This is a genomic window from Streptomyces sp. CA-210063, from assembly GCF_024612015.1.
Classification (GTDB): domain Bacteria; phylum Actinomycetota; class Actinomycetes; order Streptomycetales; family Streptomycetaceae; genus Streptomyces.
Genome location: NZ_CP102512.1, coordinates 1,720,170 through 1,745,874, shown reverse-complemented (window position 1 = coordinate 1,745,874; position 25,705 = coordinate 1,720,170). Strand labels below are relative to the sequence as shown.

Genomic DNA, 25,705 nt, shown 5'->3' with positions numbered 1-25,705 from the left:
CGCCCGCTCATCCGCACGCTTCCCGCTCACCCACCGGGGGGCGGGAAGGTGACCCGGAGCGGGCCGGGGGCGAAAACCCCCTGGCCCCAGCCCGGCGGCTAGTCCCGGCCCCCCGGAATCTCCCCCAGGTTCACCGGCCGGTGCTCCCGACGGGACAGCTCGCACGCCTCGGCGACGCGAAGGGCCTGGAGGGCCTCACGGCCGTCGCACGGGTTGGCCCGCTCACCGCGCACCACCTCGACGAAGGCCGCGATCTCGGCTTCGTACGCGGCGGCGAACCGCTCCAGGAAACCGGTCCATGGCTTGTCGGCGGGCGGCGGCCCGCTCGGCTCCGTGGACGCGACCGGCGTACGGTCGTCCAGTCCGACCACCACGGTGTCCAGCTCCCCGGCCAGCTCCAGACGCACGTCGTACCCGGCCCCGTTCACCCGCGCCGCCGTGGCCGTGACCAGCGTCCCGTCCTCCAGCGTGAGCACGGCGGCCGCCGTGTCGAGGTCGTGCGCCTCCCGGAACATCGGATGCCCGACGTCCGACCCGGTGGCGTACACCGTGGCGACCTCGCGCCCCGTCACCCACCGCACGATGTCGAAGTCGTGGATCAGACAGTCCCGGTAGATCCCCCCGGAGACCGCCAAGTACGGCGCCGACGGCGGCGTCTGATCGGCCGTCAGCGCCCGTACGGTGTGCAGCCGCCCGAGCCGCCCCGCGCGCACCGCCTCCCGCGCGGTGACATAACCGGAGTCGAAACGGCGCTGGAAGCCCATCTGCAGCACGGTCCCGGCCGCGTCGACCTCGGCGAGCGCGCTTAAGGTGCCCGGCAGATCCACGGCGATGGGTTTCTCGCAGAACACCGGGAGTCCCGAGCGCGCTGCCCGACCGATCAGTTCGCCGTGGGCCGAGGTCGCGGCCGTTATGACGACGGCGTCCACACCCCAGGTGAAGATCTCGTCCACGCCTGGCGCCGCCGTCTCGCCGAGGCGATCCGCGAGGTCATGGGCCCGAGCCGTGTCGACGTCCGTGATGATCAGAGAGCCGACATCACGGTGGCGGCTGAGCGTGGTCGCGTGAAACGTTCCGATGCGACCCGCCCCGATGAGTCCGATGCGCATGGGAAACAAAGTGGGGTCGCACCTGCCGCCGTGTCAATGGTTTGTCCGGACAACCGAACTACGCAACTTCCCGTCAACAAGCACCGGGGCTACGCTCGGCCCGTGCCGAAACCAGAAGTGGCTCCGACCGTGTCGCTCCAGCTCAGCGTCGACCGCAGCAGTCCGGTCCCGCTCTACTTCCAGCTGTCCCAGCAGCTGGAGGCCGCGATCGAGCACGGCGAGCTGACCCCGGGCAGTCTGCTGGGCAACGAGATCGAGCTGGCCGCCCGCCTCGGCCTGTCCCGCCCCACCGTCCGCCAGGCCATCCAGTCCCTGGTCGACAAGGGACTGCTCGTACGCCGCCGCGGCGTGGGCACCCAGGTCGTCCACAGCCAGGTCAAACGCCCTCTGGAACTCAGCAGCCTCTACGACGACCTGGAGGCCGCCGGCCAGCGCCCCGCCACCCGCGTCCTGGTCAACACCACCGTCGCCGCCTCCGCCGAGGTCGCCGCCGCCCTCGCCGTCGCGGAGGGCGGCGAAGTCCACCGCATCGAGCGACTCCGTCTGGCCCACGGCGAACCCATGGCCTACCTCTGCAACTACCTCCCCACCGACCTCCTCGACCTCGACTCCCCCCAACTCGAAGCCACCGGCCTCTACCGCCTCATGCGCGCAGCGGGCATCACTCTCCACAGTGCCCGCCAGACCATCGGCGCGAGAACGGCCACACCGGAAGAGGCCGACCGTCTGGGAGAACCTGAGAACGCTCCTCTCCTCACCATGCAACGCACGACCTTCGACGACACGGGCCGAGCCGTCGAATACGGCACCCACATCTACCGGGCATCCCGCTACTCGTTCGACTTCCAGCTCTTGGTCCGCTCCTGAGCGAGAGGGCACCCCCTGGCTTTTGCTTTTAGGGGCGCGGGGAACTGCGCGACCAGCCCCCACCCACCCGCACCCGAAAAACAACCGATCGCACCCCCCGCCCCCACGCCCCACCCAGCGGAGCGTTAAGGCAGAATCGGCCTGATGAGCACTTACCGCGACTTCACCCACCGCGGCTCCGCGCGGGCCACCGTCCTGCGGACCGTGGGAACGCGCGAGCGCCGCTCCCACCTGACGGCCCCCCGCGTCCCGACCGTCGGCATCGACATCGGTGGTACGAAGGTGATGGCGGGCGTCGTGGACGCCGACGGCAACATCCTGGAGAAGCTCCGCACGGAGACCCCGGACAAGTCGAAGAGCCCCCAGGTCGTCGAGGACACCATCACGGAGCTGGTCCTGGACCTCTCCGACCGGCACGACGTGCACGCCGTCGGCATCGGCGCCGCCGGCTGGGTCGACGCGGACCGCAACCGCGTCCTGTTCGCCCCCCACCTTTCCTGGCGCAACGAGCCGCTGCGCGACCGCCTCGCGGGCCGCCTCGCCGTGCCGGTCCTGGTCGACAACGACGCCAACGCCGCCGCCTGGGCCGAGTGGCGCTTCGGCGCCGGCCGCGACGAGGACCACCTGGTCATGATCACGCTCGGCACCGGCATCGGCGGCGCGATCCTGGAGGACGGCCAGGTCAAGCGCGGCAAGTTCGGCGTCGCGGGCGAGTTCGGCCATATGCAGGTCGTGCCCGGCGGCCACCGCTGCCCGTGCGGCAACCGCGGCTGCTGGGAGCAGTACAGCTCAGGAAACGCCCTGGTCAGAGAGGCCCGCGAACTCGCGGCGGCCGACTCCCCGGTGGCGTACGGCATCATCGAGCACGTCAAGGGGAACATCGGTGACATCACAGGGCCGATGATCACCGAGCTTGCCCGCGAGGGTGACGCGATGTGCATCGAACTGCTCCAGGACATCGGCCAGTGGCTCGGCGTCGGCATCGCCAACCTGGCCGCCGCCCTCGACCCGTCCTGCTTCGTCATCGGCGGTGGTGTCTCGGCCGCCGACGACCTGCTGATCGGCCCGGCCCGGGAGGCCTTCCGCCGTCATCTCACCGGCCGCGGCTACCGCCCCGAGGCCCGTATCGCGCGCGCCCAGCTCGGGCCCGAGGCCGGCATGGTGGGCGCCGCCGACCTCGCCCGGCTCGTCGCCCGCCGCTTCCGCCGGGCCAACCGGCGCAGAGTCGAGCGGTACGAGCGTTACGCGCGGTACGTAGAGGCCCGCCGGACCACCCAGGACTCCGCGTGACCGCCTCGCTGCCGCATCAGGGCTCCTCCCCGGAGGAGCCGGAGCGGCCCGCCGAGAACCGCCGCCGCACGATCCGCCGCCGGGCGATCACCCTGGCGATCATCGTGCTGCTCATCGGCGTACCCGCCGGCTATCTGGTGATCTCCGCCAACCAGAGCCGCGACAGCGGCAAGGACAAGGAGAAGAAGTACTCGGCGACCGGCCTCACCGCGCACTGGCCCTCCCGGGTCCAGCAGCGCCTCTACCAGGTGCCGATCCCGCCGTACTCCAAGCACGTCGCGTACTACGAGACGAACAACTGGAGGACCAGCCGTCTCTACGTGCAGTTCTATACGAGCAACGAGGGACTGGAGAGCTTCCTCAACCAGATCGGCCTCGGCACGGACGACCTGGAGGACGACGAGATCGCCATCAACGCCCGCGACCGGCGGATCGTCGGCTGGGACTTCACCGGCTCCGGCCCCTGGTACGGCCTCGTCAACGACCGGAAGAACCCCGCCCCCACCCACGACATCGTCGTGAACCGGTCGAACCCGGACCACCCCATGGTGTACGTGGTGTCACGGACAGTGCCCTGACCAGGGAAAACAACTGCCCGGACGGGTCCGCGCACGGTCGTCGAGACCGATTGTCAGACCCCGCCCGTAGAGTCGGAGACAGCTGATCGGAGCCGGAGACGGCTCATCCGACCGAAGGGCGGGAGGTGACCGGACGTATGCGGGACATGGCTGTTCCCGAGGCCGACACGGCCGCCCTCGCGCGGACGGCCGTCCCCGTCCGGCTGGCCGCCGTCTTCCTGCCCGCGCCGCTGCCCCGCCACGGCCGGTTCGCCTTCTGGGACCCGGCGGGCGGGGAACCGCCGCCGGGAGACACCGAGGACCTCACGGTCGTACGACGGCACGGCTCCGGAGCCCGCCGAGGCACCGCCCCCGCCGTGTGCCTGCCGGTCGGCGAAGCCCTCCCCCTGCTCACGCGCGCCCGGCGTGACCCGGCCGCCCACCCCGCCACGGCCTGCTGGGGCGCGGCCGCGCTGCACGCGCTGCGACTGGTCGCCCGGGGGCGGCTGCTGCCCGGACTGACCCCCGAGGGATACGACGCGTGGCGGGCGGGACCACTCGACCAGGACGACATCGCGCACCTCAGAGCCGTCGCCGCGGCACTGCCGTACGAGGGCCACGCCGTGCCCCTGCCCGGCAAGGGCCCCCTGCGGCTGCCCGAACCGGAAGCCCTGATGCGGTCCTTCCTGGACGCGGTCGCCGACACACTGCCGCGCGGCCCGGCGGCGCCGTACGTCTCCGGGAAACCGTTCGCGGCGCACACCGGGCAGCGGCTGCCGCACGCACGCGACTGGGCGGCCGAGGTCGCCGCGGGCATGGACGCGGGCGTCCGCATCTCCCTGCGCCTCGACCTGTCGGCGTACGACCTCTTCGACGACAGCGAAGGCGCCCCACGCGCGGGCGCGGCCGTCGTCCAGGTGCACAGCCTCGCCGACCCCACCCTCGTCGTCGACGCCTCGGCCCTGTGGGCGGGCGACGCGGACACGGCGTTCGGACCCCGCGCGCACGTGGACGCCGCCCTCGCCGTACGACGCGCGGCCCGTGTCTGGCCACCCCTCGACCGGCTCTCCGAGCAGGCCGTGCCCGATGTCCTCGCCCTCTCCGAGGACGAGCTGTCCGACCTGCTGGGCGTCGCCGCGACCCGGCTCGGTGCGGCCGGCGTCGCCGTGCACTGGCCCCGGGACCTGGCCCACGATCTGAGCGCCCGGGCCGAGGTCAGTTCCGCGCCCGGCTCCGCCACGGACGGCACCGGCTTCTTCGAGAGCGAGGAACTGCTCCGCTTCCGCTGGCAGTTGGCGCTCGGCGGCGACCCGCTCACCGAAGCCGAGATGGACACGCTCGCCGAGGCCCACCGTCCGATCGTCCGCCTCCGCGACCAGTGGGTCCTCGTCGACCCGGCCCTCGTCCGCAAGGCCCGCAAACGCGAACTGGGCCTGCTGGACCCGGTGGACGCCCTGTCCGTGGCGCTCACCGGCACCGCCGAGGTCGACGGCGAGACGGTGGACGCGGTGCCGGTGGGCGCGCTGGCGGCTCTACGCGACCGCCTGACGGCGGGCATCGGCACAGTGGACCCGCCACCCGGCCTCTCGGCCACCCTCCGCGACTACCAACTCCGGGGCCTGGCCTGGCTGGACCTCATGACCTCCCTCGGCCTCGGCGGCTGCCTCGCCGACGACATGGGCCTCGGTAAGACGATCACGCTCATCGCCCTGCATCTGCGCCGCGCCCGGCCCGAACCCACGCTGGTCGTCTGCCCCGCCTCCCTACTGGGCAACTGGCAGCGGGAGATCACCCGTTTCGCCCCCGGCGTGCCCGTCCGCCGCTTCCACGGCCCCGACCGCACTCTCGACGGGCTCGACGGCGGCTTCGTCCTCACCACCTACGGCACCATGCGCTCGACGGCCCCGCTCCTCGCCCAGCAGGAGTGGGGCATGGTCGTCGCCGACGAGGCCCAGCATGTCAAGAACCCCTACTCGGCGACGGCGAAGGCCCTGCGTACGATCCCGACCCCCGCCCGCGTGGCCCTCACCGGCACCCCGGTGGAGAACAACCTCTCCGAACTCTGGGCCCTGCTCGACTGGACGACCCCGGGACTCCTCGGCCCCCTGAAGTCCTTCCGCGCCCGCCACGCCCGCGCCGTGGAGAACGGCGAGGACGCGGAGGCCGTGACCCGTCTCGCCCGCCTGGTCCGCCCCTTCCTCCTCCGCCGCAAGAAGTCCGACCCGGGCATCGTCCCCGAACTCCCGCCCAAGACCGAGACCGACCACCCCGTCCCCCTCACCCGCGAACAGGCCGCCCTGTACGAGGCCGTCGTACGCGAGTCGATGCTGGCCATCGAGACGGCGGAGGGCATCGCCCGCCGGGGCCTGGTGCTGAAACTCCTGGGCGCGCTGAAGCAGATCTGCGACCACCCGGCGCTGTATCTGAAGGAGGAGGCCGGAGCCGCCGCCGGAGACCGCCTCGCCGCCCGCTCCGGCAAACTCGCCCTGCTGGACGAGCTGTTGGACACGTTGCTCTCCGAGGACGGCTCCGCGCTGGTCTTCACCCAGTACGTCGGCATGGCCCGTCTGATCGCCGCGCACCTCGCCGCCCGTGCCGTCCCGGTCGAGCTGCTGCACGGCGGTACGCCCGTCAAGGAGCGCGAACACATGGTGGACCGCTTCCAGAGCGGGGCGACACCGGTGCTGGTCCTGTCCCTCAAGGCCGCGGGCACCGGCCTGAACCTCACCCGCGCCGGCCATGTCGTCCACTTCGACCGCTGGTGGAACCCCGCCGTCGAGGAACAGGCCACCGACCGCGCCTATCGCATCGGCCAGACCCAGCCCGTCCAGGTCCACCGCCTCATCACCGAGGGCACCATCGAGGACCGCATCGCCGAAATGCTGGAATCCAAGCGGGCCCTCTCCGACGCCATCCTCGGCTCCGGCGAGGCGGCCCTGACGGAGATGACGGACCGCGAGCTGACCGACCTGGTGTCCTTGCGGAGGTCGGCGTGAGTGGGGGAGCGGGGACGCCTGAGGGCGCGAAGGGGCGCGCCGGGGAGGGCGTGTGGCTCGGGGATGAGGCCGGTGCGGAGGACGCGCGGCCTGCGGAACAGGATGCCGTTGAGCAGCCGCGCCTTCAGGTGGAGGCCGACGGGGTCTCACTGCCCGACGTGGCAGGGGCGGCAGGCGTGGCGGCCGACGGGTCTGACTCCGGTGGCCGTACGGGGTGGTCAGCCCCTGGTGCGGAGGAGCAGGCCGTCTCCGCCGACCGGCCACTTTCTGTGGGAGAGCCGGGCGGGCCGGACTCCGGTGCCGGGCCACGGCCCGCCGATGCGGCCCGCCGGGCGTTGCGGGCGGCGCGGGGACAGGACCGGCACGGGGCCGAGGCCTGTGATCAACGAGGTTCGGGTTCCGCGCCGGCTGCCGGCGCCCCGAGGCCGGAGGCGGCGTCCACGACTCGGGCGGCTGCCCGCCCCGGCGACGTGGCGCGGGAGGCGTTGCGGCGGGCTGCGGAATCCCGGGCGGCCGGTCTCGGGGAGACGGCTGGGGAGCGGAGTGCTGCCGAGTTGGCTGGGGAGCGGAGTGCTGCCGAGGTGGTGGGGGAGCGGGGTGACGCCGAGTCTGCGCGGGAGCGCGGTGCTGCCGAGGTGGTGGGGGAGCAGGGTGACGCCGAGTCTGCGGGGGAGCGGGGCGCTGCCGAGTCGATGGCAGGGCGGGGTGCTCCTGGTGGGCGGGCGACGGAGCGTGCTTTTGCTGAGCCGGGGGTCTCCCTGCTCGGTGAGCGGCCCGGTTCTGGTGCCTGGGTCGATGAGGGAACCAAGCCAGGTGCTCGCTCTGGCGGGAAGCCTCGGGCCGGTGCCCAGCCTGGTGCCCAGCCCGTTGCTCGGGCCGGTGACGGAAGTAAGCCCGGTGAGCGGCCTGGTGAGGCAACAGGAAACGGCGCTCGCCCCGGTGAGGGGACCAAGTCCGGCGCTCGCCCCGGTGAGGCGACAAAGCCGAACGCTCGCCCTGGCGACATTGCCCGGGAGGCGTTGCGGGCCGCCCGCGATGCGGCTGAGCGGGCTCGTGTCGAGGCGGAGGGCGCTCGTGGTGCGGCCGCAGGCAAGGAAGGCCGAGTTTCGCGGCGAGCCGCCGGTCTGTCGCCGGGCCGGCTGCCGGAGGGGCGGGGGCTTCGAAGCGGCGCCGGGGCCAACCGGGGAACGGGGAGTCAGGCATCAGGAAGTGCCCTGACAGGCAGGGGAGAGGCCCAGGGCGGCAGGGCCCTCGCAGACGCGCCCGGAGAGCGGGCCCCAGGGGGCGCCCCCGGAGAGCGGGCTCCCAGGAATCGGGCCCGCGACGTACGCGAACTGCTGGCCGATGCCTTCAAGTTGCCCTCCGAGGGGCCGGACGCCGACGCGGCCTCCAGCGAAGGCACGGATACCGAATGGGACGGTGACGGCGGTACGGCGGCTTCCCGCGAGGGAGCGCCCCACGGCCACGCGTCTGGCGACCGCGCGTCCCACGGCCACGCGTCCGGCGGCCACGCGTCCCACGGCCACGCGTCCGGCGGCCACGCGTCCCACGGCCACGCGTCTGGCGACCGCGCGTCCCACGGCCACGCGCCTGGCGACCGCGCGTCCCACGGCCACGCGCCTGGCGACCGCGCGTCCCACGGCCACGCGTCCGTCGACCGCGGGCCGCACGACCCCGCCATTCACGGCGACATCGCGCAGGAGCCGTCCTCGGGTGCAGGCGGTCCATCCGCACGGCGGGAGGGCTCCTCAGTCGCTCCCGATCCTGAGCCCGCTGCCGATCCTGAGCCTGCCCCCGATCCTGAGCCTGTCCCCGGTTCCGGTGCCGACCGCCAGGTCCCACCAGCTTCCCCCGGCGCCGCCTCCTCCAACGTCCCCCAGCCAGACACCAGCCTCGCCGCCACGCCCCGGCCGGACATCCCCACAACCCCCCGCGTCCCCCGCACCATGGCCGCCCCTTCCCGAGACGGTGAACTGCGGCGTACCTTCCGGCCGTTCCCGCCGCGCCCTACGGCCGGGGAGGCGTTCGCGGAGACGTGGTGGGGCAATGCGTGGGTGACGGCTCTGGAAGAGGGCGCGTTGGACGCGGCGCGGTTGGCGCGTGGGCGGGCGTATGCCGAGAAGGGGCACGTGGACGCGATCACCGTCACGCCGGGGCTGGTGCTGGCGTATGTGCATGGCAGCAGGCCTCGGCCGTACCGGGTGCAGCTCCGCCTGCGCACGCTGGACGACGGCGAATGGGACCGTTTCCTGGACGCGGCGGCGGAGCAGCCGGGGCACATCGCGGCGCTGCTGGACAAGGAGATGCCGCAGGCTCTCGCCGGACCCGGACCCGACCCCGAAGTTGAAGCCGAAGCCAGCCCCGAAGCCGGACCTGGACCCGGACGCGAAGTTGAAGCCCGACCTGAAGCCGGACCCGACCCCGAAGCCGGACCCGGACCATGGCTCGGTCACGGACCCGGACCAGGGCTCGGTCACGGACCCGGACCAGGGCTTGGACCCGGACCCGGTGCCAGCGCCCCGTCCTCCCCCCGTGCCCCACGCGGCGTGCGGCTGCTCCCCGGGTCCGGGGAGCTCGACCCCCGTTGTAGTTGCCCGGACTTCGGGCACCCCTGCAAGCATGCGGCCGCGCTCTGCTACCAGACGGCACGGCTGCTGGACGAGGACCCGTTCGTACTGTTGCTTCTGCGGGGCCGGGGCGAGCGGGAGTTGCTCGACGCGCTGTCGCGGCGCAACGCGGCCCGTGCGGCGCGTGCCGCTCAGGAGCAGGAACCCGCACCGCTGCCGGGGGTTCGGGCCCGGGACGCCCTCGCCCCGCGCACCCTCCCACCGCTGCCCGCCCCGCTGCCCCCGCCGCCGCATCCGGAACAGCCCCCGGTGTACCCGGGCGCGCCCGGCGGTCCGGACCCGTTCGCGTTGGACCAGTTGGCCACCGACGCGGCGGCACGCGCGCACGCGCTGCTCACCACGGGACGCGACCCGGTGGCCGAACTGACGCTGTGGCAGGACGCGGTACGGCTCGCGGCCGCCCGCCCCGGCTCCGGTCTCACCGCCACGACCCGCGCCCTGTACTCGTCCCTGGCCGCCGCCACCGGGCGCACCCCGGCCGACCTGGCCCGCGCGGTCGCCGCCTGGCGTCAGGGCGGCCTCGAAGGGCTGGCCGTCCTGGAGGAGCCCTGGGACCCGCCCGCCGGCCGTTTCGACCGCGCCCGCCCCCTGCTCCTCGCCGCCGACCTCCCGGCCTTCCGCCCCTGGCGCAACCACCTCACCCACCCCCGCGGCCACGTCCAGCTCCGCCTCGGCCGCGACGGCCTCTGGTACGCCTACGAGTCCGAACCGGGCCACGACGACTGGTGGCCGAGAGGCATACCGGACCTCGACCCGGTGGGCGCGCTGACGGGCCTGGGAGCGACCGACGACTGACGACACCAAAGACTGTCCAGGGGTGTCCGGCCGATCCATGACAAGCGCGTGATGCCAGGTCAGCGCCTCGCAGTCCGGGGGAGTCCGTACAGTTGGTGGGACCTGTCCGAGAGTGCGTGAGACGACGAAGCGTCGCCCGGAATGAGCCGTACTCCGGCGGGGCTTCTGCGCGCTGCGAGGTTACGACGGCGGGCAGCGGCCGCCGCGGGCACCGGTGCACTCCGGCTCTCCGCTTTCGAGCAGGCGGGCAAGGACGATGGCGGCGACACGTGTGGGAACCCTCGGGCGGACGTCGTTGACCCCTTCCCGACGACGATGTCCTCCGCGCTGTTGCTCTCGGCCGGCGAGATGAGATTTTCGCGGATGGCCGGACAGTCGGACCCCTTCAGGATCTCTGCGAGGCTGGGCCGATCTCTGCCATGACGGTCTCCGTTCCGCTACAGCCGGAGCAGGACAGTCGGCGGACGTGGTGCTGCGGCGGCCCGGGATGAGAGGACCAGCACCTTTCCCATCCACTTCCCCGTTCGCTTCCCCATCACCTTTCCCATCCACGTCCCCATCGACTTCGCGACATGGGCGAGCGTGACGCCGCATCGTCCGCCAGCCCCGCGGGTACTCAGGGGGCGCCATGGGCGCGACGTTCCGCACGCGCCGCACGAGCCGTGAGGAGCGGGCCATGGGACGCAAAGGACCGCACACCGAACAGGGCCGGGCCACGCGCCTGCGTGAGATCGCCGCGGACGTGTTCGGCTGGGACACCCTCCTACCCGAGCAGCTCACGGCCATGGAGTGGGTGCTGAGGGGCGAGGACACCCTCGTCGTCATGCCAACCGGCGCCGGCAAGTCCGCCGTCTACCAGGTCCCTGCCCTGATGCTGTCCGGACCGGTCGTGGTGGTGTCGCCGCTGCTGGCCCTGCAGCGGGACCAGATCGCCGGGCTGCCGGACGGTGACCGCGCCCCTGGTGCCGTCGCCGTCAACTCCGACCTCGGCGCGGCGAGGACGGAGGCCGCTTGGGAGGCGGTGCGCCGGGGCGAGGCCCGTCTGCTGTACCTGTCGCCGGAGCAGCTGGCCAAGGACGAGGTGGTGGAGCGGCTGGCAGAGTCGCGTCCTGCTCTGTTGGTGGTGGACGAGGCCCAGTGCGTGTCCTCGTGGGGCCATGACTTCCGCCCCGACTACCTACGCCTGGAACAGGCGGTACGCCGGGTGGGGAGACCACCGGTGCTGGCCCTGACCGCGACCGCGACGCCTTCTTGTCCGGCGCGGCTGACGTCGTGGTGGCGACCTCGGCGTTCGGTATGGGCATCGACAAAGAGGACGTACGGTTCGTCCTGCACGCGTCGCTGCCGGGTTCCCTGGACGCCTACTACCAGGAGATCGGCCGCTGCGGCAGGGACGGACGTCCGGCCCTCACCGTGCTGCACTACCGGCCGGAGGACACGGGCATGCAGACCTACTTCGCCGGCCGCACGGCGGGCCGGGACGTCCTGTTCGACGTGGCCGACGCCGTTCACGACCACCGCGGAGACCCCGCCGGCCTGGACGAGCTGCGTCAGGACACGGGCCTGTCCAGGAACCGGGTCACCGCGGCGGTGAACCTGCTGGAAGAGGCCGACACCGTCGTCACGGGGGAGGAGGGCGATATACGTCCGGCCCCCGGCGTGTCTCCCGGCCAAGCTGCAGAGCAGGCCGCAGAGGCCGCGCGGGCGCATCGCAGGAGCGACCGGTCACGCGTCGAGATGGCCCGGGCGTATGCCGAGACGACCGGCTGCAGGCGGCATTTCCTGCTCGGCTACTTCGGGGAGGAGTGCGCGGCGCCGTGCGGGAACTGCGACAGGTGCGACGAGGACCGCCCCGAGAGGAGGCAGGGGGAGCGGCCCGCCCACCCCGCGGCGGCAACGTATTCCGTCGGGACCGAAGTGCGGCATGAGCGATGGGGCGAGGGCACCGTGCTGAGCGAGAACCAGGACCGCATCACCGTGCTGTTCGACCACGCCGGCTACCACACGCTGTCCCTTGAGGCGTTGGCCGCACGAGACGGCCTGCTCACGGTGCTGCGCACACGGCGCGAGCCGGAGGACGGCGACCGGGAGACCGACCGTCGTCAGGAGGCGCCTTGAAGTATTTGAGCCGCTGAAGGCACTTCCCGCCGGTGGTCGACTGGCCTGCCGAGGGGGCGGCCGGTCCTCCGCCGAACGCTGGGATCTTCCTCCTCCGGCGCCCGCGCGACGGTGACATCGTCGGGTCCCGTGCCACGTCGACGGACACGAGACCGGGCGTTCCCCAGGAGCCTCTGTGTGTCCCTCGCAGCCCTCGGGGCACTCGGCCCGAGCACGGGGATGAATGAGGAGGATGTGTGCGGCTGTCAGTCCTGGAACTGCTCCTCGACCGCGTCGGCCCGTGGGCCGCCGCGTACTTCGGCCCTGCTCAGGGCGACGAGTGGCGGGCGAAGCGGCGCGAGGTGTTCGTACGGGAAGCGTGCCGGACGCTGGAGGAGGAGGGTGCTGACACGGCGACCACTCAAGCGGTGCCCGACGCCCCGACGGACATCAGCCCGGCGGAAGATCCGGCAGGGCGAGCGATCTTCGTTGCCGGAGGGGAGGCGCTCAGCTGTCGTCTCTCCCGGCCTCCGCAGGGCCAGATCGCCTGCTGGGCCCCTCTGCCCCGCCTTGCGCCGCTGTTGGAGCGGTGTGGCCAGGACCCGGTCTGCCCGGTGACATACGTCGACCGGACCGGCGCCGATTTCGCTGATCGTTTTCCCCCGGACGGGGACTGCGCGGACGTTCCGGGCGTGGTCTCGGCGCGTTGCTCCGCTGGACGAACGAGCCCACCGCTGTCTGACGAGCCCACCGCTGTCTGACGAGCCCACCGCTGTCTGACGACGGCACGCGGCAAGAAAGGGAGGTGTTGGAGATGGAACGGGGCAGCAATCCCGTCAGTCCCCGTAAGGACGACGAGATGAAGCACGAACTGGAAGGCCATCTGCGTTCCGGCCGGCCCACTCACGTGGAGGAGGCGTACGAGCCTGAGCCGCCGGCGGACGACGACATACGTGTGGACCCGGGCGGACCGGTGCCGCCGCCCGGTGAGGAACGGGAACGGGCTCAGGCGGACACCGAAGCGGAAGCCTTGCGGAGCGAACTGGCCCGCCACCTGGAGCGATCCGTTTTCCCGGCCGACCGGCAGACAGTGCTGGATGTCCTGGAAGCACACCACGCGCCGGACGCGGCGCTGGCTGCAGTGAGACGGCTGTCGGACAACGGTGAGTACGCCAACGTGACCGAGATCGTCAACGCGATCCCTCACAGGCACAACGGGTGAGTCATCCGGAACACCGGCCGGAATCCTGTCGGCCACCGGAGTGAAGTGACGGACCGGCGTGCGGTCGTCGGTGCGCGCGTGGCAGGTATCCGGCTGGGTGGCGGGCCGGTGGAGCTCCGGACAGCGATTGCTCCGGCGGCTACCGAAGGAGCCGGCCGGTGGGACCCGGACGCGCCGACGCACGGTGCACAAGACGGCCGGTCGACACTCGGCCTCAGAACTACGCAGGAGTGGAGAACCCATGGGACACGGCGGAAACGTCATCCAGGAACTGACCGCGGATCACCGCGAGGTGGATGACCTCTTCTCACAGATCGAAGCGCTGCCTGGGGCCGACCAGGAGCGACGCGAACTCGCGGACCGGCTCACCATGGAGCTGATCCGGCACTCGGTGGCCGAGGAGGAGTATCTCTACCCGGCGGTGCGCCGGTACGTCGACGGGGGAGACGACCTCGCCGACAAGGAGATCGCCGATCACAGCGAAGTGGAGCGCATGCTCAAGGAGCTCGAGGGTTGCCAGCCCGGGGACGGGCGTTTCGACACGCTGATCCTGCGGCTGAAGAACTCCGTCACGGCCCATGTCAGCGACGAGGAGAACCGGCTCTTCCCGATGTTGGCCGACGTCTGCTCCGCCGATGCCCTGGAGAAGCTCGGTGAGAAGGTGCGCTCGGCCAAGGAGCACGCTCCCACCCGCCCGCATCCGACCGCGCCGGACACACCGCCCGCGAACAAACTCCTCGCGCCCGGTGCCGGCATGGTCGACCGCCTGCGCGACATGCTCACCGGCCGGGGAAAGCAGGACTGACAGGACTGACAGGACTGGCGACACTCACAGGACTGAAGCGGCTCCTGCACCACCGGTGCGGCTCGGCGAGCGGCGGTCCCTTGTTCGCGGCGCGGCGTGCGATTCCGTCCTCGGGTCGTGACCGCGGTACTCGGTGCTCCGGCTGTCGTGCCGATGGACGGAGCCGTGAGTGTCCCGGGAGTTTGTGCCTGGCGGGGCGTGGGGTACCCGGCGCCAGGAGGTGATCGTCGTGCCCCAACCCGGAAGCAAGAAGTACGACACCAAGAGGGCCAGGCTGCGCAAGGAGGCGGAGCGGTCGGGGGTCTCCGGCCAGGATGCCAACGAGGCCGCCAACGACTCCCTGCAACAGGATGCGCGGTGGCGGAGTCAGGGACCGCGCACCGAGCGCGGCCGCGGCCCGAAGGGCGAACGTCCCGAGAACGCCGACAGAAGCCACCGGTCGCATCCCCCTGAGCGGGGCCGCCCAGCACGCGGCCCCGCTCAGCCTTGTACCGGCGGGGCGGTCGACTGGCGCTGAGGGGCCTTTGGGGGCCTCCAGCAGGGTTCGTCCGGTTCGCCTGGGCCCGCCCCTTCGGTCGCACTCCGTGCCGCAGGCGTGGCCGACATGCCGTGCTCGCGTATCCAGCGCGTGTCAGGTCCTGCGTCGACCTGATTGTTCTCATTGATCCCTGTGTGCCGGGAATCGACACGGGTACGCGGAGCCCGTCCTCCACCTGAGTGAGGAGTGTTTCCCATGGCGCACGCGACGGTCGACGACGTGCTGGGCGCTCTGCGGAATGTGGACTTCCCCGCGGGCAGGACCCAACTGCTGGAGGCGGCCCGTTCCGCCGGTGCCTCGGGCGAGGTGATGTCCGCTCTGCGCGGCATCCCGCCGGAGACCTGCACCAGTCGCGACGACATCGTCCGTTCCGTGCGGACCGATCCCGACTCGGACCTGGGACACAGCCAGGCCCAGCGCGGCGATCAGGCCCGCCAGGGCGGCAAGCCCGGTCTGTCGCAGCACCTGCGCGAGGTGCCCAAGCCACCGATAGAGGAGGAGCTGGACCGCTGAAACTGGACGCCGGCCCGGAACCCTGCACTCATACCGGAAGGAAGGCTCCTCGCCGCAGGAGTAGGGTCCGCTGCTCGCCGCTGCTCGCCGCTGCTCGCCGCTGCTCGCCGCTGCTCGCCGCTGCTCGCCGCCGGTCACGCCCGAGGTGCGACGGTCACCGCGTACCGGTTTCCGCCGGACCTGCCGGGCTCCCTGACGCGCAATGCCGCACGGCAGGTTCCGATGCCCAGCGGAAGCTGCGGCCGATTCGGACACCGCCGGGCCGCCGCCATGGCGAAGCCCAGGGACCGCGCGCGAGCCACCGCACCGAACGTCGGAGGTACGACGGAGGTACGACGGAGGTATGACGGCGTGGCCCCGACCGCCGTGCCGACGGTGCTCCTCGCGCTAGGCGGGGGGCTCGTCGGCGCGTCCTGCGGGCAGCAGCTCGCGGATGTCGGCAGGGAGGGCGTCGGCCAGCTTCCGCATCTCCTCAGGAGAGACAGCCGCGTCGAGAACCTCCAGAACCGCAGCGCAGTACTGGAGCGCCGTGTCCTCCGTGGTACCGGCCCGGACCGCGACCCGGCCGGCGAAAGCCGTCAGGTCGAACGGCTCCCCGACGCCGCTCGGCCGCCCGCCCGAGGTGGCCAAGGCGGTCGCTTCGCGGATGTACGCCGCCAGATCCCGTGGCAGCTGAGCGGCCAGGTGGTCGGCCAGCCCGACCGGCAGCCTTTCCGCCAGTGTCCGTAGTACCGACTGGGTCGCTCGCTCGGTGGACCCCCGATCTGGGAGGTGAGCAAGAGCCTGGACCTTGCCGATCATTTCGTCGTGCTGCATGTCCGTTTTCCTTTCAGTGCCATAGCGGTCTGACGCAAAGGAGCCGTACCGCTGCGCTGCTGCACTGGTCGGCCGCAGTCCTTGCGCTCATCGCTTGGTGGCGCTGCAGACGCGGTGGCACCTGACTGGAACCGCGGCTTCCGAAGAGCTCACTGCTCCTCGCGCCTGTGACCCACGGTGCATGCCACTGCGTCCTGAGCCGTTCTGGGCCGGACCCCTCCCCAGGCGCCCTCCACGAACTCGGCGGAGGACGCCGCATTCGCCGAGTGGTGCGAGGCCCGGTCCGTCGCCGGTCGCGGACGGTGCATGCACTACGACTGAAGTTCGAGCGCTACGAGCCCGGGTAACCGCAAGGCCGTCCCTCACACGCGGCCGCCGCCCTGTTCGCCGAAGCGGCCGCGGGCCACCTGGGCGCTGCCGCCCGGCCGGGCCAGGGACCCGGGGCTTCCCCGTCGGCTCTCCCGCGAGCGGGCGTACAGGCTCATGGACGAGAACCCGCTGCGGCGGGTGCGCCGTGTGAAGCCCGATGTGGAGGATCTTCGCGAGGCTGCCACAACATGGGACGGCCTGCACGGAGTTCCGACCCAAGCGCGTGAGAAATTGTGAGATGTGGGAGTGTGAGTCGGGTGAGTGAGAGTACGCCCAGCACCCTGCAGTACCGCTTTGACGGGCCAGAAGAGGCGCCAGTCCTGATCTTGGGCCCTTCGCTTGGTACAACCTGGCACATGTGGGATCGGCAGATCCCGGAACTGACCAAACAGTGGCGGGTCTTCCGCTTCGACCTGCCGGGCCACGGTGGCGCGCCCGCGTACCCGGGCGGCTCGGTCACCGAGCTGGCCGCCCGGCTGCTGGCGACGCTCGACGCCGTCGGCGTGCAGCGCTTCGGATACGCGGGCTGTGCGCTCGGCGGCGCCGTCGGCGTCGAACTCGCGCTGCGCCACCCCGAGCGCCTCGCCTCGCTCGCGCTGATCGCCGCCTCGCCCCGCTTCGGCACGGCGGACGAGTTCCGCCAGCGCGGAGTGATCGTACGGACGAACGGCCTCGACCCGATCGCCCGTACGTCCCCGGACCGCTGGTTCACCGCCGGGTTCGCGGCGGCGCAGCCCGCGATCACCGAGTGGGCCGTGCAGATGGTCCGCACCACCGACCCCGGCTGCTACATCGCCGCCTGCGAGGCCCTCGCCTCGTTCGACGTGCGCACCGAACTCGGCCGTATCGGCGTCCCCACCCTCGTCCTCGTCGGCTCGGACGACCAGGTCACCGGCCCCGCCGAGGCCCGTACGCTCGTCGCGGGCATCCCGGACGCCCGTCTCGCCGTCGTCCCCGGTGCCTCGCACCTCGTCCCGGTCGAGCAGCCCGCCGCGGTCACCGACCTCCTCGTACGCCACTTCTCCACGGCCTGGCAGCCCGCCTACGACTCCACCGGCCAGATCGCCATCCCGGCGGCCCCGGTCAAGCCGGCCCTCACCGCCGTCCCGCCGCAGACCGGCCCGGTCGCCGAGATCGCCCCGGCCGCCGCCCAGCCCGAGGCGATGGGCAGACCCGATCCGTACGACGCCGGGCTCAAGGTCCGCCGTGAGGTGCTCGGTGACGCGCATGTCGACCGCGCGCTGGCCTCGGCGGACGACTTCTCCGGCGACTTCCAGGAGTTCATCACCCGCTACGCCTGGGGCGAGATCTGGGACCGCCCCGGCCTCGACCGCCGCTCCCGCAGCTGCGTCACACTCACCGCCCTGGTCGCCGGCGGGCACCTGGACGAACTCGCCTTCCACACCCGCGCCGCCCTCCGCAACGGCCTCACCCCGAACGAGATCAAGGAAGTCCTCCTCCAGGCCGCCGTCTACTGCGGGGTGCCGGCCGCGAACAGCGCGTTCCGGGTGGCCCAGCAGGTCATCCGCGAGGAGACCACCCCCGAGGAGTGAGCCGGTGGCGGGCGGTCGGAGGCAGGATGGACCCATGAAGCTGACGAAGAAGTCGCACGCCTGCGTCCGTCTGGAGAAGGACGGACGCACGCTGGTCATCGACCCGGGCGGGTTCAGCGAGGAGGACGCCGCGCTCGGCGCGGACGCCGTCCTCGTCACGCACGAGCACCCCGACCACTTCGACGAAGGACGGCTGCGGGCGGCCCTGGAGGGCAACCCGGCCGCCGAGATCTGGACCCTCAGGTCCGTCGCCGAGAAGATCTCCGCCGCCTTCCCGGGCCGGGTGCACACCGTCGGCCACGGCGACACGTTCACCGCCGCGGGCTTCGACATCCAGGTCCACGGCGAACTCCACGCCGTCATCCACCCCGACATCCCGCGCATCACCAACGTCGGCTACCTCGTCGACGACGGCCGTGTCTTCCACCCCGGCGACGCCCTCACCGTCCCGGGTCACGCCGTCGAGACGCTGATGCTCCCCGTCATGGCCCCCTGGAACAAGATCTCCGAGGTCATCGACTACGTCCGCGAGGTCAAGCCCCAGCGCGCCTACGACATCCACGACGCCCTCCTCACCGACCTCGCCCGCCCCATCTACGACCGCCAGATCGGCGCCCTGGGCGGCGCGGAACATCTGCGCCTCGCCCCCGGGACCTCGGCGGACGTCTGAGGGACCACCGGGCGGGACCGGGAGTGTCAGACCCGCCCGGTAGGTTGTGAGTCATGCGCATCGCCACCTGGAACGTGAACTCGATCACCGCCCGCCTCCCGAGGCTTCTGGCCTGGCTGGAGAGCAGCGGCACAGACGTGCTCTGCCTCCAGGAGGCCAAGATCGCCGAGGACGGCTTCCCGTTCGACGCGCTCCGCGAAGCGGGCTACGAGGCCGCGGTGCACGCGACGGGCCGGTGGAACGGCGTGGCGGTGATCTCCCGCGTCGGCATAGAGGACGTGGTCAAGGGCCTGCCCGGCGACCCCGGCTACGAGGGAGTCGTGGAGCCCCGTGCCCTCTCCGCGACCTGCGGCCCGGTCCGCGTCTGGTCGGTGTACGTCCCGAACGGCCGCGAGGTCGACCACCCGCACTACGCGTACAAGCTCCAGTGGTTCGAGGCCCTCAAGGCCGCCGTCGCCGGTGACGCGGCCGGCAGCCGCCCCTTCGCCGTGATGGGTGACTACAACGTGGCGCCGACGGACGACGACGTCCACGACGTGGCCGCCTTCGAGGGCCTCACCCACGTCACCCCCGCCGAGCGCGCCGCCCTCGCCTCCCTCCGCGAGGCCGGCCTCTCCGACGTGGTCCCCCGCCCCCTCAAGTACGAGCACCCCTTCACGTACTGGGACTACCGCCAGCTCTGCTTCCCGAAGAACCGGGGCATGCGCATCGACCTCGTCTACGGCAACGAGGCGTTCTCCAAGGCGGTGAAGGACTCGTACGTGGACCGCGAGGAGCGCAAGGGCAAGGGCGCCTCCGATCACGCGCCGGTCGTGGTGGACCTGGACGTGTAAGGCGTCACAGCAGGCTGAGGTCCACCGACTCGGCCAGCGCGGCGAGCCCCGCGTTCCCGGGATGCAGATGGTCCCCGCTGTCGTACAGGGGAAGCATCCGCGTCGGCCTCTCCGGGTCCCGCAGCACCGCGTCGAAGTCGAGGACCCCGTCGAACTCCTCGTTGCCCCGGATCCACTCGTTCACCGCGACCCGCTGGGCGTCGGCGGCCGCCGTGCATCGGGCCTCACCCTCGCACGGCGCGATCGTGGCCACGAGCATGCGCAGGCCCCGCTCGTGCCCGCGGGCCGCGATCTCCCGCAGCCCGGCGATGACGTCGTCCGCCGTCGCGCCCCAGCGGACGTCGTTGACGCCCTGGAAGACGACGGCGGTACGGGCGGAGGTCTGGGCGAGGACGTCACGGTCGAGGCGGTGCAGGGCGCTCACGCCGCCCGTGTCGGTGGAGACTCCGTCGCCCGGGTAGCGGTCGGCGACCACCCGGTTCGCCGAGATGCCCTGGTTGAGGACCCCGTAGTGCGGGACCTCGCGCTGCCCCAGCAGCCGGTCGGCCAGCACGTCCGGCCACCGCCGGTTCGCACCGACCGTCGACTTCTCCCCGTCGGTGATCGAGTCCCCGAGGAGCACGACGGACCCCGGCCCGCCGCCCACGTCCACGCCGGTCAGCAGCGGCCAGGTCGTGAGCGTCGAGGTGTACGCCGCCGCCGAGCCGTCGCCCGCGTGATCGCCCGGCTCGCTCACGTACGAGGTCTGCTGGGCGAGCCGGTGCACGGGCGCGGAGGTGATCGTCTCCGGCAGATGGAAGCTCACCAGCAGGTTCGTGTCCGGCGGCACCTCGAAGCCCAGCGGGTCGCTGAACGCCTGTGCCCCCGCCGGGATCTCGGTGCCCGACGCGCCCCGGAACGACAGCGGCACGGGCGTGCTCCGGGCTGCCGCGCCCGCCGCCTGCAAGGCCACCGTCGCGCTCCCGACCCGTACCGGCGCCGACGCGAAGGTGTTGTCGAGCCGGATCCGTACTCGGGGGCCTCCCGCCGAGGTGTGGACGACGAGCCGCAGCGTCCGGTCGGTCCAGGGGCCGACGGCCGTGTAGCCGGAGGTGGAGGCGGCCCAACTGCCCGTCCAGCCGCGCGACTCGGGCCGCACCGACAGGGCGAACACATGCAGGTCCCGATGGCGCGGCAGGGTCACCGAGGCGACCTCGCGGCCACGGGCGAGCGGCACGGTGACGACGTACAGCCGTGCCTTCTCGGTGAGTTGACCGCCGGGGGTGTTGATGTGGGGGAGTGCCACGGCCTTGATGGCGAGCGGGCCGGTGCGCCAGTCCGGGGCGGTCAGACGGTACGAGGAGCGGGTGCCGCCCGCGTAGCGGACCGTACCGGTGCCCGTCGCGTCGGTGCCGCCCGTGCCGGCGACCAGGAAGGCGAGGGCGTCGCCCCGGCCCCGTACGCGGACGGACTGGCCGGCGGCGCGTACGTTGTCGGGCTCGCCCGCCGCGCGGCGTGGCCAGGTCAGCCGGGCGCCCTGAACGGTCAGCGCCCGCCCGGGCGTCCACCCCGCGGCCTTCAGATCGGTCGCCGAGAGGGAACCGCCGGAGCCGTCGAAGTCGGCCTCGGCGGGCCGCGCGTCGTCGCTGACCGCCCGGTTGTCGAAGAGGCGTTCCAGCGGCGCCGGTTCCGCCGCCCTGTCGTCGGCGGCCCGGGCGGAGGCGACGGGTGCGACCGTCGCCAACAGAGCCAGTACGACGGTCGTTCCCCAGACGCGTCGGCGCACGCGCGACCCCTCCCGCTCGGTGATGACCATGATGGCGATGACGACGCCTCATGCGACATCGGTACAACGATGAGACGACAGATGCGCCACGAAGCTAAAGAGGCGTCAGAGGCCCGTCAATGAGGCGGGTACGAACTGCGGGCGAACTCCCGGCGAACAAGCGGTCCCCGCGCGCCTGTGGTGCGAAGGGCGGTACGAATGACACGCTGACCGCATGAACATCTCTTTCCTGGGCAACTGGCGCAAGAGGCGTGACCCCGCGTTCGGGGTCGCGGTGTTCACCTCCGGTGACGGTGACGACGACGGTCACGAGGGACTCGCCGAACTCCTCTCCGAATGCGAACTGCTGCGCACACAGGCCGCGCAGGCCGGTGTCGAACTCGACGACTCCGCGACCTCGTTGGAAGCACTCGACCAGCTCGTCCCGCGCTGGCGCGACGACGAGGAGACCGTGGCCTGGCTCGGGAACGACGCCGGGCTCTACCTGGGCACGGTCGTCGTACGGACCGTCCCCGGCGCCCGCTGGGAGATCTGGTCCAATGGACAGCCCGTGGTACGACTGGCCTCCGGCCGTGAGATCGATGTGGTCGAGGCCGGCCAGGAGTGGGCCGCCAGCGGCGCACCGGAACTCTCCCAGCTGTACGCCGAGGTCGCGGAGGGGTGATCGCCTCGGGGTCGACATCGGCGCGACCGATTCCTGACAATACGGCTAATCCTTGAGAGTGCGTGTCGCGGATGGAGGCCACTTCCGTCCGGATAGTTTGCGGCACCTGCGACACGACACGGCCGAGAGCGAGTAGGGCGGGCAGGGCATGGCGGTCGATCCGCTGATCGAGATGCACGACGTGAACAAGTACTACGGCGAGCTGCATGTCCTGCAGGACATCGACCTCACCGTCGGCAAGGGGGAGGTGGTCGTGGTCATCGGCCCGTCGGGGTCGGGGAAGTCGACCCTGTGCAGGGCGATCAACCGGCTGGAGCCGATTCACTCCGGCACGATCCGGATCGACGGGCAGCCGCTGCCGGACGAGGGCAAGGCCCTCGCGGCGCTCCGCGCGGACGTCGGCATGGTCTTCCAGGCCTTCAACCTCTTCGCGCACAAGACGGTCCTGCAGAATGTGTCGCTCGGCCAGGTCAAGGTGCGGAAACGGAGCAAGGAGGACGCCGACAAGCGCTCCCGTGAACTCCTCGACCGTGTGGGCCTCGCCGACCAGGCGCCGAAGTACCCGGCGCAGCTCTCCGGCGGCCAGCAGCAGCGCGTGGCCATCGCCCGCGCCCTCGCCATGGACCCCAAGGTCATGCTGTTCGACGAGCCGACCTCGGCCCTCGACCCGGAGATGATCAACGAAGTCCTCGAAGTCATGCAGCAGTTGGCGCGCGAGGGCATGACCATGGTCGTCGTCACCCATGAGATGGGTTTCGCCCGTTCCGCCGCCAATCGCGTGGTCTTCATGTCGGACGGCCGCATCGTCGAGGACCGCACTCCGGACGAGTTCTTCACCAACCCGGAGAGCGACCGTGCCAAGGATTTCCTCTCCAAGATCCTCAAGCACTGACCACCCCCACCGAACCGGGCGCGGGCCTCGACTACGATGAGCGGTTCATCCACTTGGGGTGAGCGAGGCCGTGGACGCCACCCCGGCCGAAACAGGGATGCTGCTGCCGGGCGCGCAGTAGCCAGGGGCCAGGCCCGCCCGGCGGCAGCCGGAGATCACTGCTCGCGCAGCGGTATCGACACGTACGACGGGTCGTTCGGCGGCGAGGAGAAGGTCAGCTGCGCGCCGGTCGGGTTGTGCTCGATGTAGAGCGGGTCGACCGTGTCGACGACCAGGGCGAGACGGTGGCCCGCCGGAACGTCGTAGGCCGTGGAGAGCAACTCCAGGTCCACGCCGAACGGCCGGCCGGGTGTCTCACCGTGGAAGGTGTACGGCGCGTGGCTGACCAGCTTGCCGAGGCCGAGCGGGCCCACGTCGTACAGGTAGGCGACGAGGGTGCCGCTCTCCTTGGTGGCCGTCACCGTGGTGTGCAGCTTCGCGGTGCCGCGTACGGACCGCGCCGTCGCGTACTTCTCCGACTGCCATACGGCCGCCCAGCGGCGCGGCAGCAGCGGAATCGAGGCGACCGGCGGGAGTTGGGCGAGCTGGTCCAGGACGCTGGACAGGAAGATGACGCCGCCGTTCGCGCCCGAGTCGACGTTCGCGCGGATCGTGGTGCCGCTCGTCAGGGCGATCTTCTCGCGGGTCGAGGCGACCGACTTCCAGTCCGGATAGCCCTCGAAGGCGCCGCCCGTACGGGACTTGAGCTGGACGGGCTGCTCGCGGTCGATGCCGTTGGCCGTGCCCTTGAGGTAGCGGTCGAACCAGCGCCGGGTGTCCGTCCACACGTCGTTGGGCAGCCCGAACAGGCCGGTCACCTCGGTGGTGGCGTGGTCGCCGGGCCGCAGCTCCAGCCGCTTCGGGCCGGCGAGCTTCTCGTAGAAGTCGGCGTACTGGTTGGGCGGGAAGATGGAGTCGCCCCAGGCGTTGGCGAGCATGACCGCCGTGCCGTTGGTGTTGAGCTGGTCCAGGTAGGCCTCGGGGGAACGTTTCTCCCCCCAGGCGATCATGTCCCCCTCCTTGTCCAGGTTGGAGGCGTAGAAGTCCTTGAAGATCTGCTGGAGTTCGGGGCCCTGGCGGCCGGTGATCCGTCCGGCGCCGTCCAGCAGGGCGGCCGCCTGGAGGTGCTGGGTGCGCCCGCCGTAGATCGAGTCGATCAGGTCGGCCCAGCCGCTCAGCGCGGCGACCGCCTTGACGCGCTTGTCCTGTGCGGCGGTGAGCAGGCTGATGCCCGCGCCGTACGACAGCCCCGCCATGCCGATGTGCCCGGCGTCGGCCGGGGTGTTGGCGAGGGCCCAGTCGATCACCTTCGAGGCGTCGGCCATGTCGGGTGGGCCCGCCACCTCTATGTATCCGCCGGACTCCCAGAAGCCGCGGACGTTGTAACTGACCACGACGTAACCGGCGTCGGCGAGCTTCTGCGCCTGGGCCAGATATTCGACCTGGGGGAGGCCCCAGCTCGTGGGGAGCACGAGGAGCGGGTACGCGCGTGAGGCGTCGGCCGGGGCGACGACGTTGGCCTTGAGGACGGTGCCGCCGTAGCCCTTGATGTCGACGAAGCGGGTGGTGGGGGCGCCTGTGGTGCCGGACGCCGCCTGTGCGGCGGGGGCGAGGCCCAGGGCCGTGCCGGCAACCAGGGTGGCCGAGACGGCGCCGGCGGCGCTCGTACGCAGAGCCCTGGCCGTACGCGATGTGGTGCCGTGCGGGTGTCTCACGGGTCACTCCTCACTCGTGTAAGTGCAAAGTGACCCGACGGTAACCGGACTCCCTTACCGGAAGTAACTCCCCGGTAAGTTACGTGACGGTAACGTTCAGCCGTGAACTAGGAAGCGCGGTGCGAGATCTGTGCGGGGACGGACGGCGCCGGGGCCTGGGCCGCGCGCGTGACGTCCGCGACGAGTTCGACCAGATCGGCGCCGTACGCCTGGGAGTTGACGACCTTCAGGAGGAGGACGAAGGTGCCGGTGCCGTACTTGCGGTGCAGGCGCTCGTGGTTGCGGGCGAGATAGCGGGTGGCGGCCTGGTTGGTGATGGCGCGCTGGCCGCAGAAGAGGAAGACGGGCCGCGCCTGGTCCGGCTGGCCGGTGGTGAGCCGGGCCAGGATGACGTGCTCGGTGACGCCGGGCTCCAGGCGATAGCGCTCGCCGCCGATCTGGAAGGAGGCCCGGTCGGGGCCGGGCTCGGTGTCGGTGTTGAACCGTATACCGGGCAGCATGGCCGATATGTGCGCGGCCATCCGGCGATTGGAGACCGGCCCGCCCACGCAGAACTCGGTGCGTTCGCCGAAGCCCTGCTGGGCCGCGTCCTGGGTGATCATCTGCGCGTGCGAGCCGCAGTCCTTGATCAGCGCGGAGAGCTCCAGCAGCGCGAACACGTCGAAGCGGTGGACCGCCAGATCCGCGCTGGACGGATCACGGTTGACCACCAGCAGGGACTCGGAGTTCGCGGGCAGCCCGAAGAACGTCTGCTTGCGGCGGAGCTTCCGCTTCCACAGGTACGTCCGGACGAACCAGCCCAGCGAGGCACTGAGCCCCGCCGCGATCACGCCGAGGACGATATTGCGCACGTCGTCATTCATGGCCGCGCATGGTAGCGGGCGCCGCCGAACACTGCCCGAATCCCTGTCCGATTTACCGTCCTCGGGTGCCTCCTGACGGGACCATGGCAACCGGGTTAGTCTGCGCGCAC

At 71.7% G+C, this 25,705-nt stretch carries 21 protein-coding genes and 1 pseudogene; 16 read left to right on the top strand and 6 right to left on the bottom strand.

Annotated features, from left to right (window positions below; genetic code table 11):
- Window positions 1-98: 98 nt before the first annotated feature.
- The gene (locus JIX56_RS07525) at window positions 99-1,109 is read right to left on the bottom strand and encodes a Gfo/Idh/MocA family oxidoreductase (RefSeq protein WP_257537985.1); all 1,011 of its coding nucleotides are present in this window, start codon (window positions 1,107-1,109) and stop codon (window positions 99-101) included.
- 129 nt (window positions 1,110-1,238) lie between these two features.
- On the opposite strand from JIX56_RS07525, the gene JIX56_RS07520 reads away from it, so the two are divergent.
- From JIX56_RS07520 to JIX56_RS07470, 11 genes and pseudogenes are all read left to right on the top strand, one after another.
- A complete protein-coding gene (locus JIX56_RS07520; RefSeq protein WP_257550776.1) occupies window positions 1,239-1,976 on the top strand; it encodes a GntR family transcriptional regulator in 738 nt (245 codons plus the stop codon).
- Window positions 1,977-2,120: 144 nt separating this feature from the next.
- The gene (locus JIX56_RS07515) at window positions 2,121-3,266 is read left to right on the top strand and encodes an ROK family glucokinase (protein ID WP_257537984.1); all 1,146 of its coding nucleotides are present in this window, start codon (window positions 2,121-2,123) and stop codon (window positions 3,264-3,266) included.
- Complete coding sequence (locus JIX56_RS07510; protein WP_257537983.1) at window positions 3,263-3,844, top strand: sugar kinase; 582 nt, start codon at window positions 3,263-3,265, stop codon at window positions 3,842-3,844. Before JIX56_RS07515 ends, JIX56_RS07510 begins: the two co-directional genes overlap by 4 nt.
- 137 nt (window positions 3,845-3,981) lie before the next feature.
- On the top strand, window positions 3,982-6,819 hold the full coding sequence (locus tag JIX56_RS07505; protein WP_257537982.1) for a DEAD/DEAH box helicase: 2,838 nt from the start codon (window positions 3,982-3,984) through the stop codon (window positions 6,817-6,819).
- Between the two features lie 1,946 nt (window positions 6,820-8,765).
- On the top strand, window positions 8,766-10,241 hold the full coding sequence (locus tag JIX56_RS07500) for an SWIM zinc finger family protein (protein WP_257537981.1): 1,476 nt from the start codon (window positions 8,766-8,768) through the stop codon (window positions 10,239-10,241).
- A 676-nt stretch (window positions 10,242-10,917) separates the two neighbouring features.
- Window positions 10,918-12,359: pseudogene (locus JIX56_RS07495) on the top strand (DEAD/DEAH box helicase).
- Window positions 12,360-12,595: 236 nt separating this feature from the next.
- The gene (locus tag JIX56_RS07490; RefSeq protein WP_257537980.1) at window positions 12,596-13,099 is read left to right on the top strand and encodes a hypothetical protein; all 504 of its coding nucleotides are present in this window, start codon (window positions 12,596-12,598) and stop codon (window positions 13,097-13,099) included.
- Between the two features lie 98 nt (window positions 13,100-13,197).
- Window positions 13,198-13,560 carry a DUF2795 domain-containing protein gene (locus JIX56_RS07485; RefSeq protein ID WP_257537979.1) on the top strand — a complete coding sequence of 121 codons (363 nt, stop codon included), beginning with the start codon at window positions 13,198-13,200 and terminating at the stop codon, window positions 13,558-13,560.
- Window positions 13,561-13,801: 241 nt separating this feature from the next.
- Window positions 13,802-14,365 (top strand): hemerythrin domain-containing protein, encoded by a 564-nt coding sequence (locus tag JIX56_RS07480; protein ID WP_257537978.1) that lies wholly within the window; start codon window positions 13,802-13,804, stop codon window positions 14,363-14,365.
- Window positions 14,366-14,594: 229 nt separating this feature from the next.
- A complete protein-coding gene (locus JIX56_RS07475) occupies window positions 14,595-14,882 on the top strand; it encodes a hypothetical protein (RefSeq protein WP_257537977.1) in 288 nt (95 codons plus the stop codon).
- A 216-nt stretch (window positions 14,883-15,098) separates the two neighbouring features.
- Window positions 15,099-15,416, top strand: a complete 318-nt coding sequence (locus JIX56_RS07470; RefSeq protein WP_257537976.1) for a DUF2795 domain-containing protein — start codon at window positions 15,099-15,101, stop codon at window positions 15,414-15,416.
- Between the two features lie 387 nt (window positions 15,417-15,803).
- Here the strand turns inward: JIX56_RS07470 and JIX56_RS07465 are convergent, their stop codons facing one another.
- Window positions 15,804-16,232, bottom strand: a complete 429-nt coding sequence (locus tag JIX56_RS07465; protein WP_257537975.1) for a DUF2267 domain-containing protein — start codon at window positions 16,230-16,232, stop codon at window positions 15,804-15,806.
- Window positions 16,233-16,594: 362 nt separating this feature from the next.
- On the bottom strand, window positions 16,595-16,717 hold the full coding sequence (locus JIX56_RS07460; protein WP_257537974.1) for a hypothetical protein: 123 nt from the start codon (window positions 16,715-16,717) through the stop codon (window positions 16,595-16,597).
- Between the two features lie 141 nt (window positions 16,718-16,858).
- On the opposite strand from JIX56_RS07460, the gene pcaDC reads away from it, so the two are divergent.
- From pcaDC to JIX56_RS07445, 3 genes are read left to right on the top strand one after another with little or no spacing between them, the layout of a single operon-like run.
- A complete protein-coding gene (pcaDC, locus tag JIX56_RS07455; RefSeq protein ID WP_257537973.1) occupies window positions 16,859-18,154 on the top strand; it encodes a bifunctional 3-oxoadipate enol-lactonase/4-carboxymuconolactone decarboxylase PcaDC in 1,296 nt (431 codons plus the stop codon).
- Between the two features lie 34 nt (window positions 18,155-18,188).
- A complete protein-coding gene (locus tag JIX56_RS07450; RefSeq protein ID WP_257537972.1) occupies window positions 18,189-18,824 on the top strand; it encodes an MBL fold metallo-hydrolase in 636 nt (211 codons plus the stop codon).
- A gap of 53 nt (window positions 18,825-18,877) precedes the next feature.
- On the top strand, window positions 18,878-19,657 hold the full coding sequence (locus JIX56_RS07445) for an exodeoxyribonuclease III (protein WP_257537971.1): 780 nt from the start codon (window positions 18,878-18,880) through the stop codon (window positions 19,655-19,657).
- 4 nt (window positions 19,658-19,661) lie between these two features.
- On the opposite strand, the gene JIX56_RS07440 is transcribed toward JIX56_RS07445, so the two are convergent.
- On the bottom strand, window positions 19,662-21,452 hold the full coding sequence (locus tag JIX56_RS07440) for an SGNH/GDSL hydrolase family protein (RefSeq protein ID WP_257537970.1): 1,791 nt from the start codon (window positions 21,450-21,452) through the stop codon (window positions 19,662-19,664).
- Between the two features lie 184 nt (window positions 21,453-21,636).
- On the opposite strand from JIX56_RS07440, the gene JIX56_RS07435 reads away from it, so the two are divergent.
- Window positions 21,637-22,086, top strand: a complete 450-nt coding sequence (locus JIX56_RS07435; RefSeq protein ID WP_257537969.1) for a DUF6278 family protein — start codon at window positions 21,637-21,639, stop codon at window positions 22,084-22,086.
- Between the two features lie 148 nt (window positions 22,087-22,234).
- Window positions 22,235-22,978: an amino acid ABC transporter ATP-binding protein gene (locus tag JIX56_RS07430; protein WP_257537968.1), complete on the top strand. Its 744-nt coding sequence runs from the start codon at window positions 22,235-22,237 to the stop codon at window positions 22,976-22,978.
- A 155-nt stretch (window positions 22,979-23,133) separates the two neighbouring features.
- On the opposite strand, the gene JIX56_RS07425 is transcribed toward JIX56_RS07430, so the two are convergent.
- A complete protein-coding gene (locus tag JIX56_RS07425) occupies window positions 23,134-24,732 on the bottom strand; it encodes a CocE/NonD family hydrolase (RefSeq protein ID WP_257537967.1) in 1,599 nt (532 codons plus the stop codon).
- 107 nt (window positions 24,733-24,839) lie between these two features.
- Window positions 24,840-25,595, bottom strand: a complete 756-nt coding sequence (locus JIX56_RS07420) for a hypothetical protein (RefSeq protein ID WP_257537966.1) — start codon at window positions 25,593-25,595, stop codon at window positions 24,840-24,842.
- Window positions 25,596-25,705: the final 110 nt, after the last annotated feature.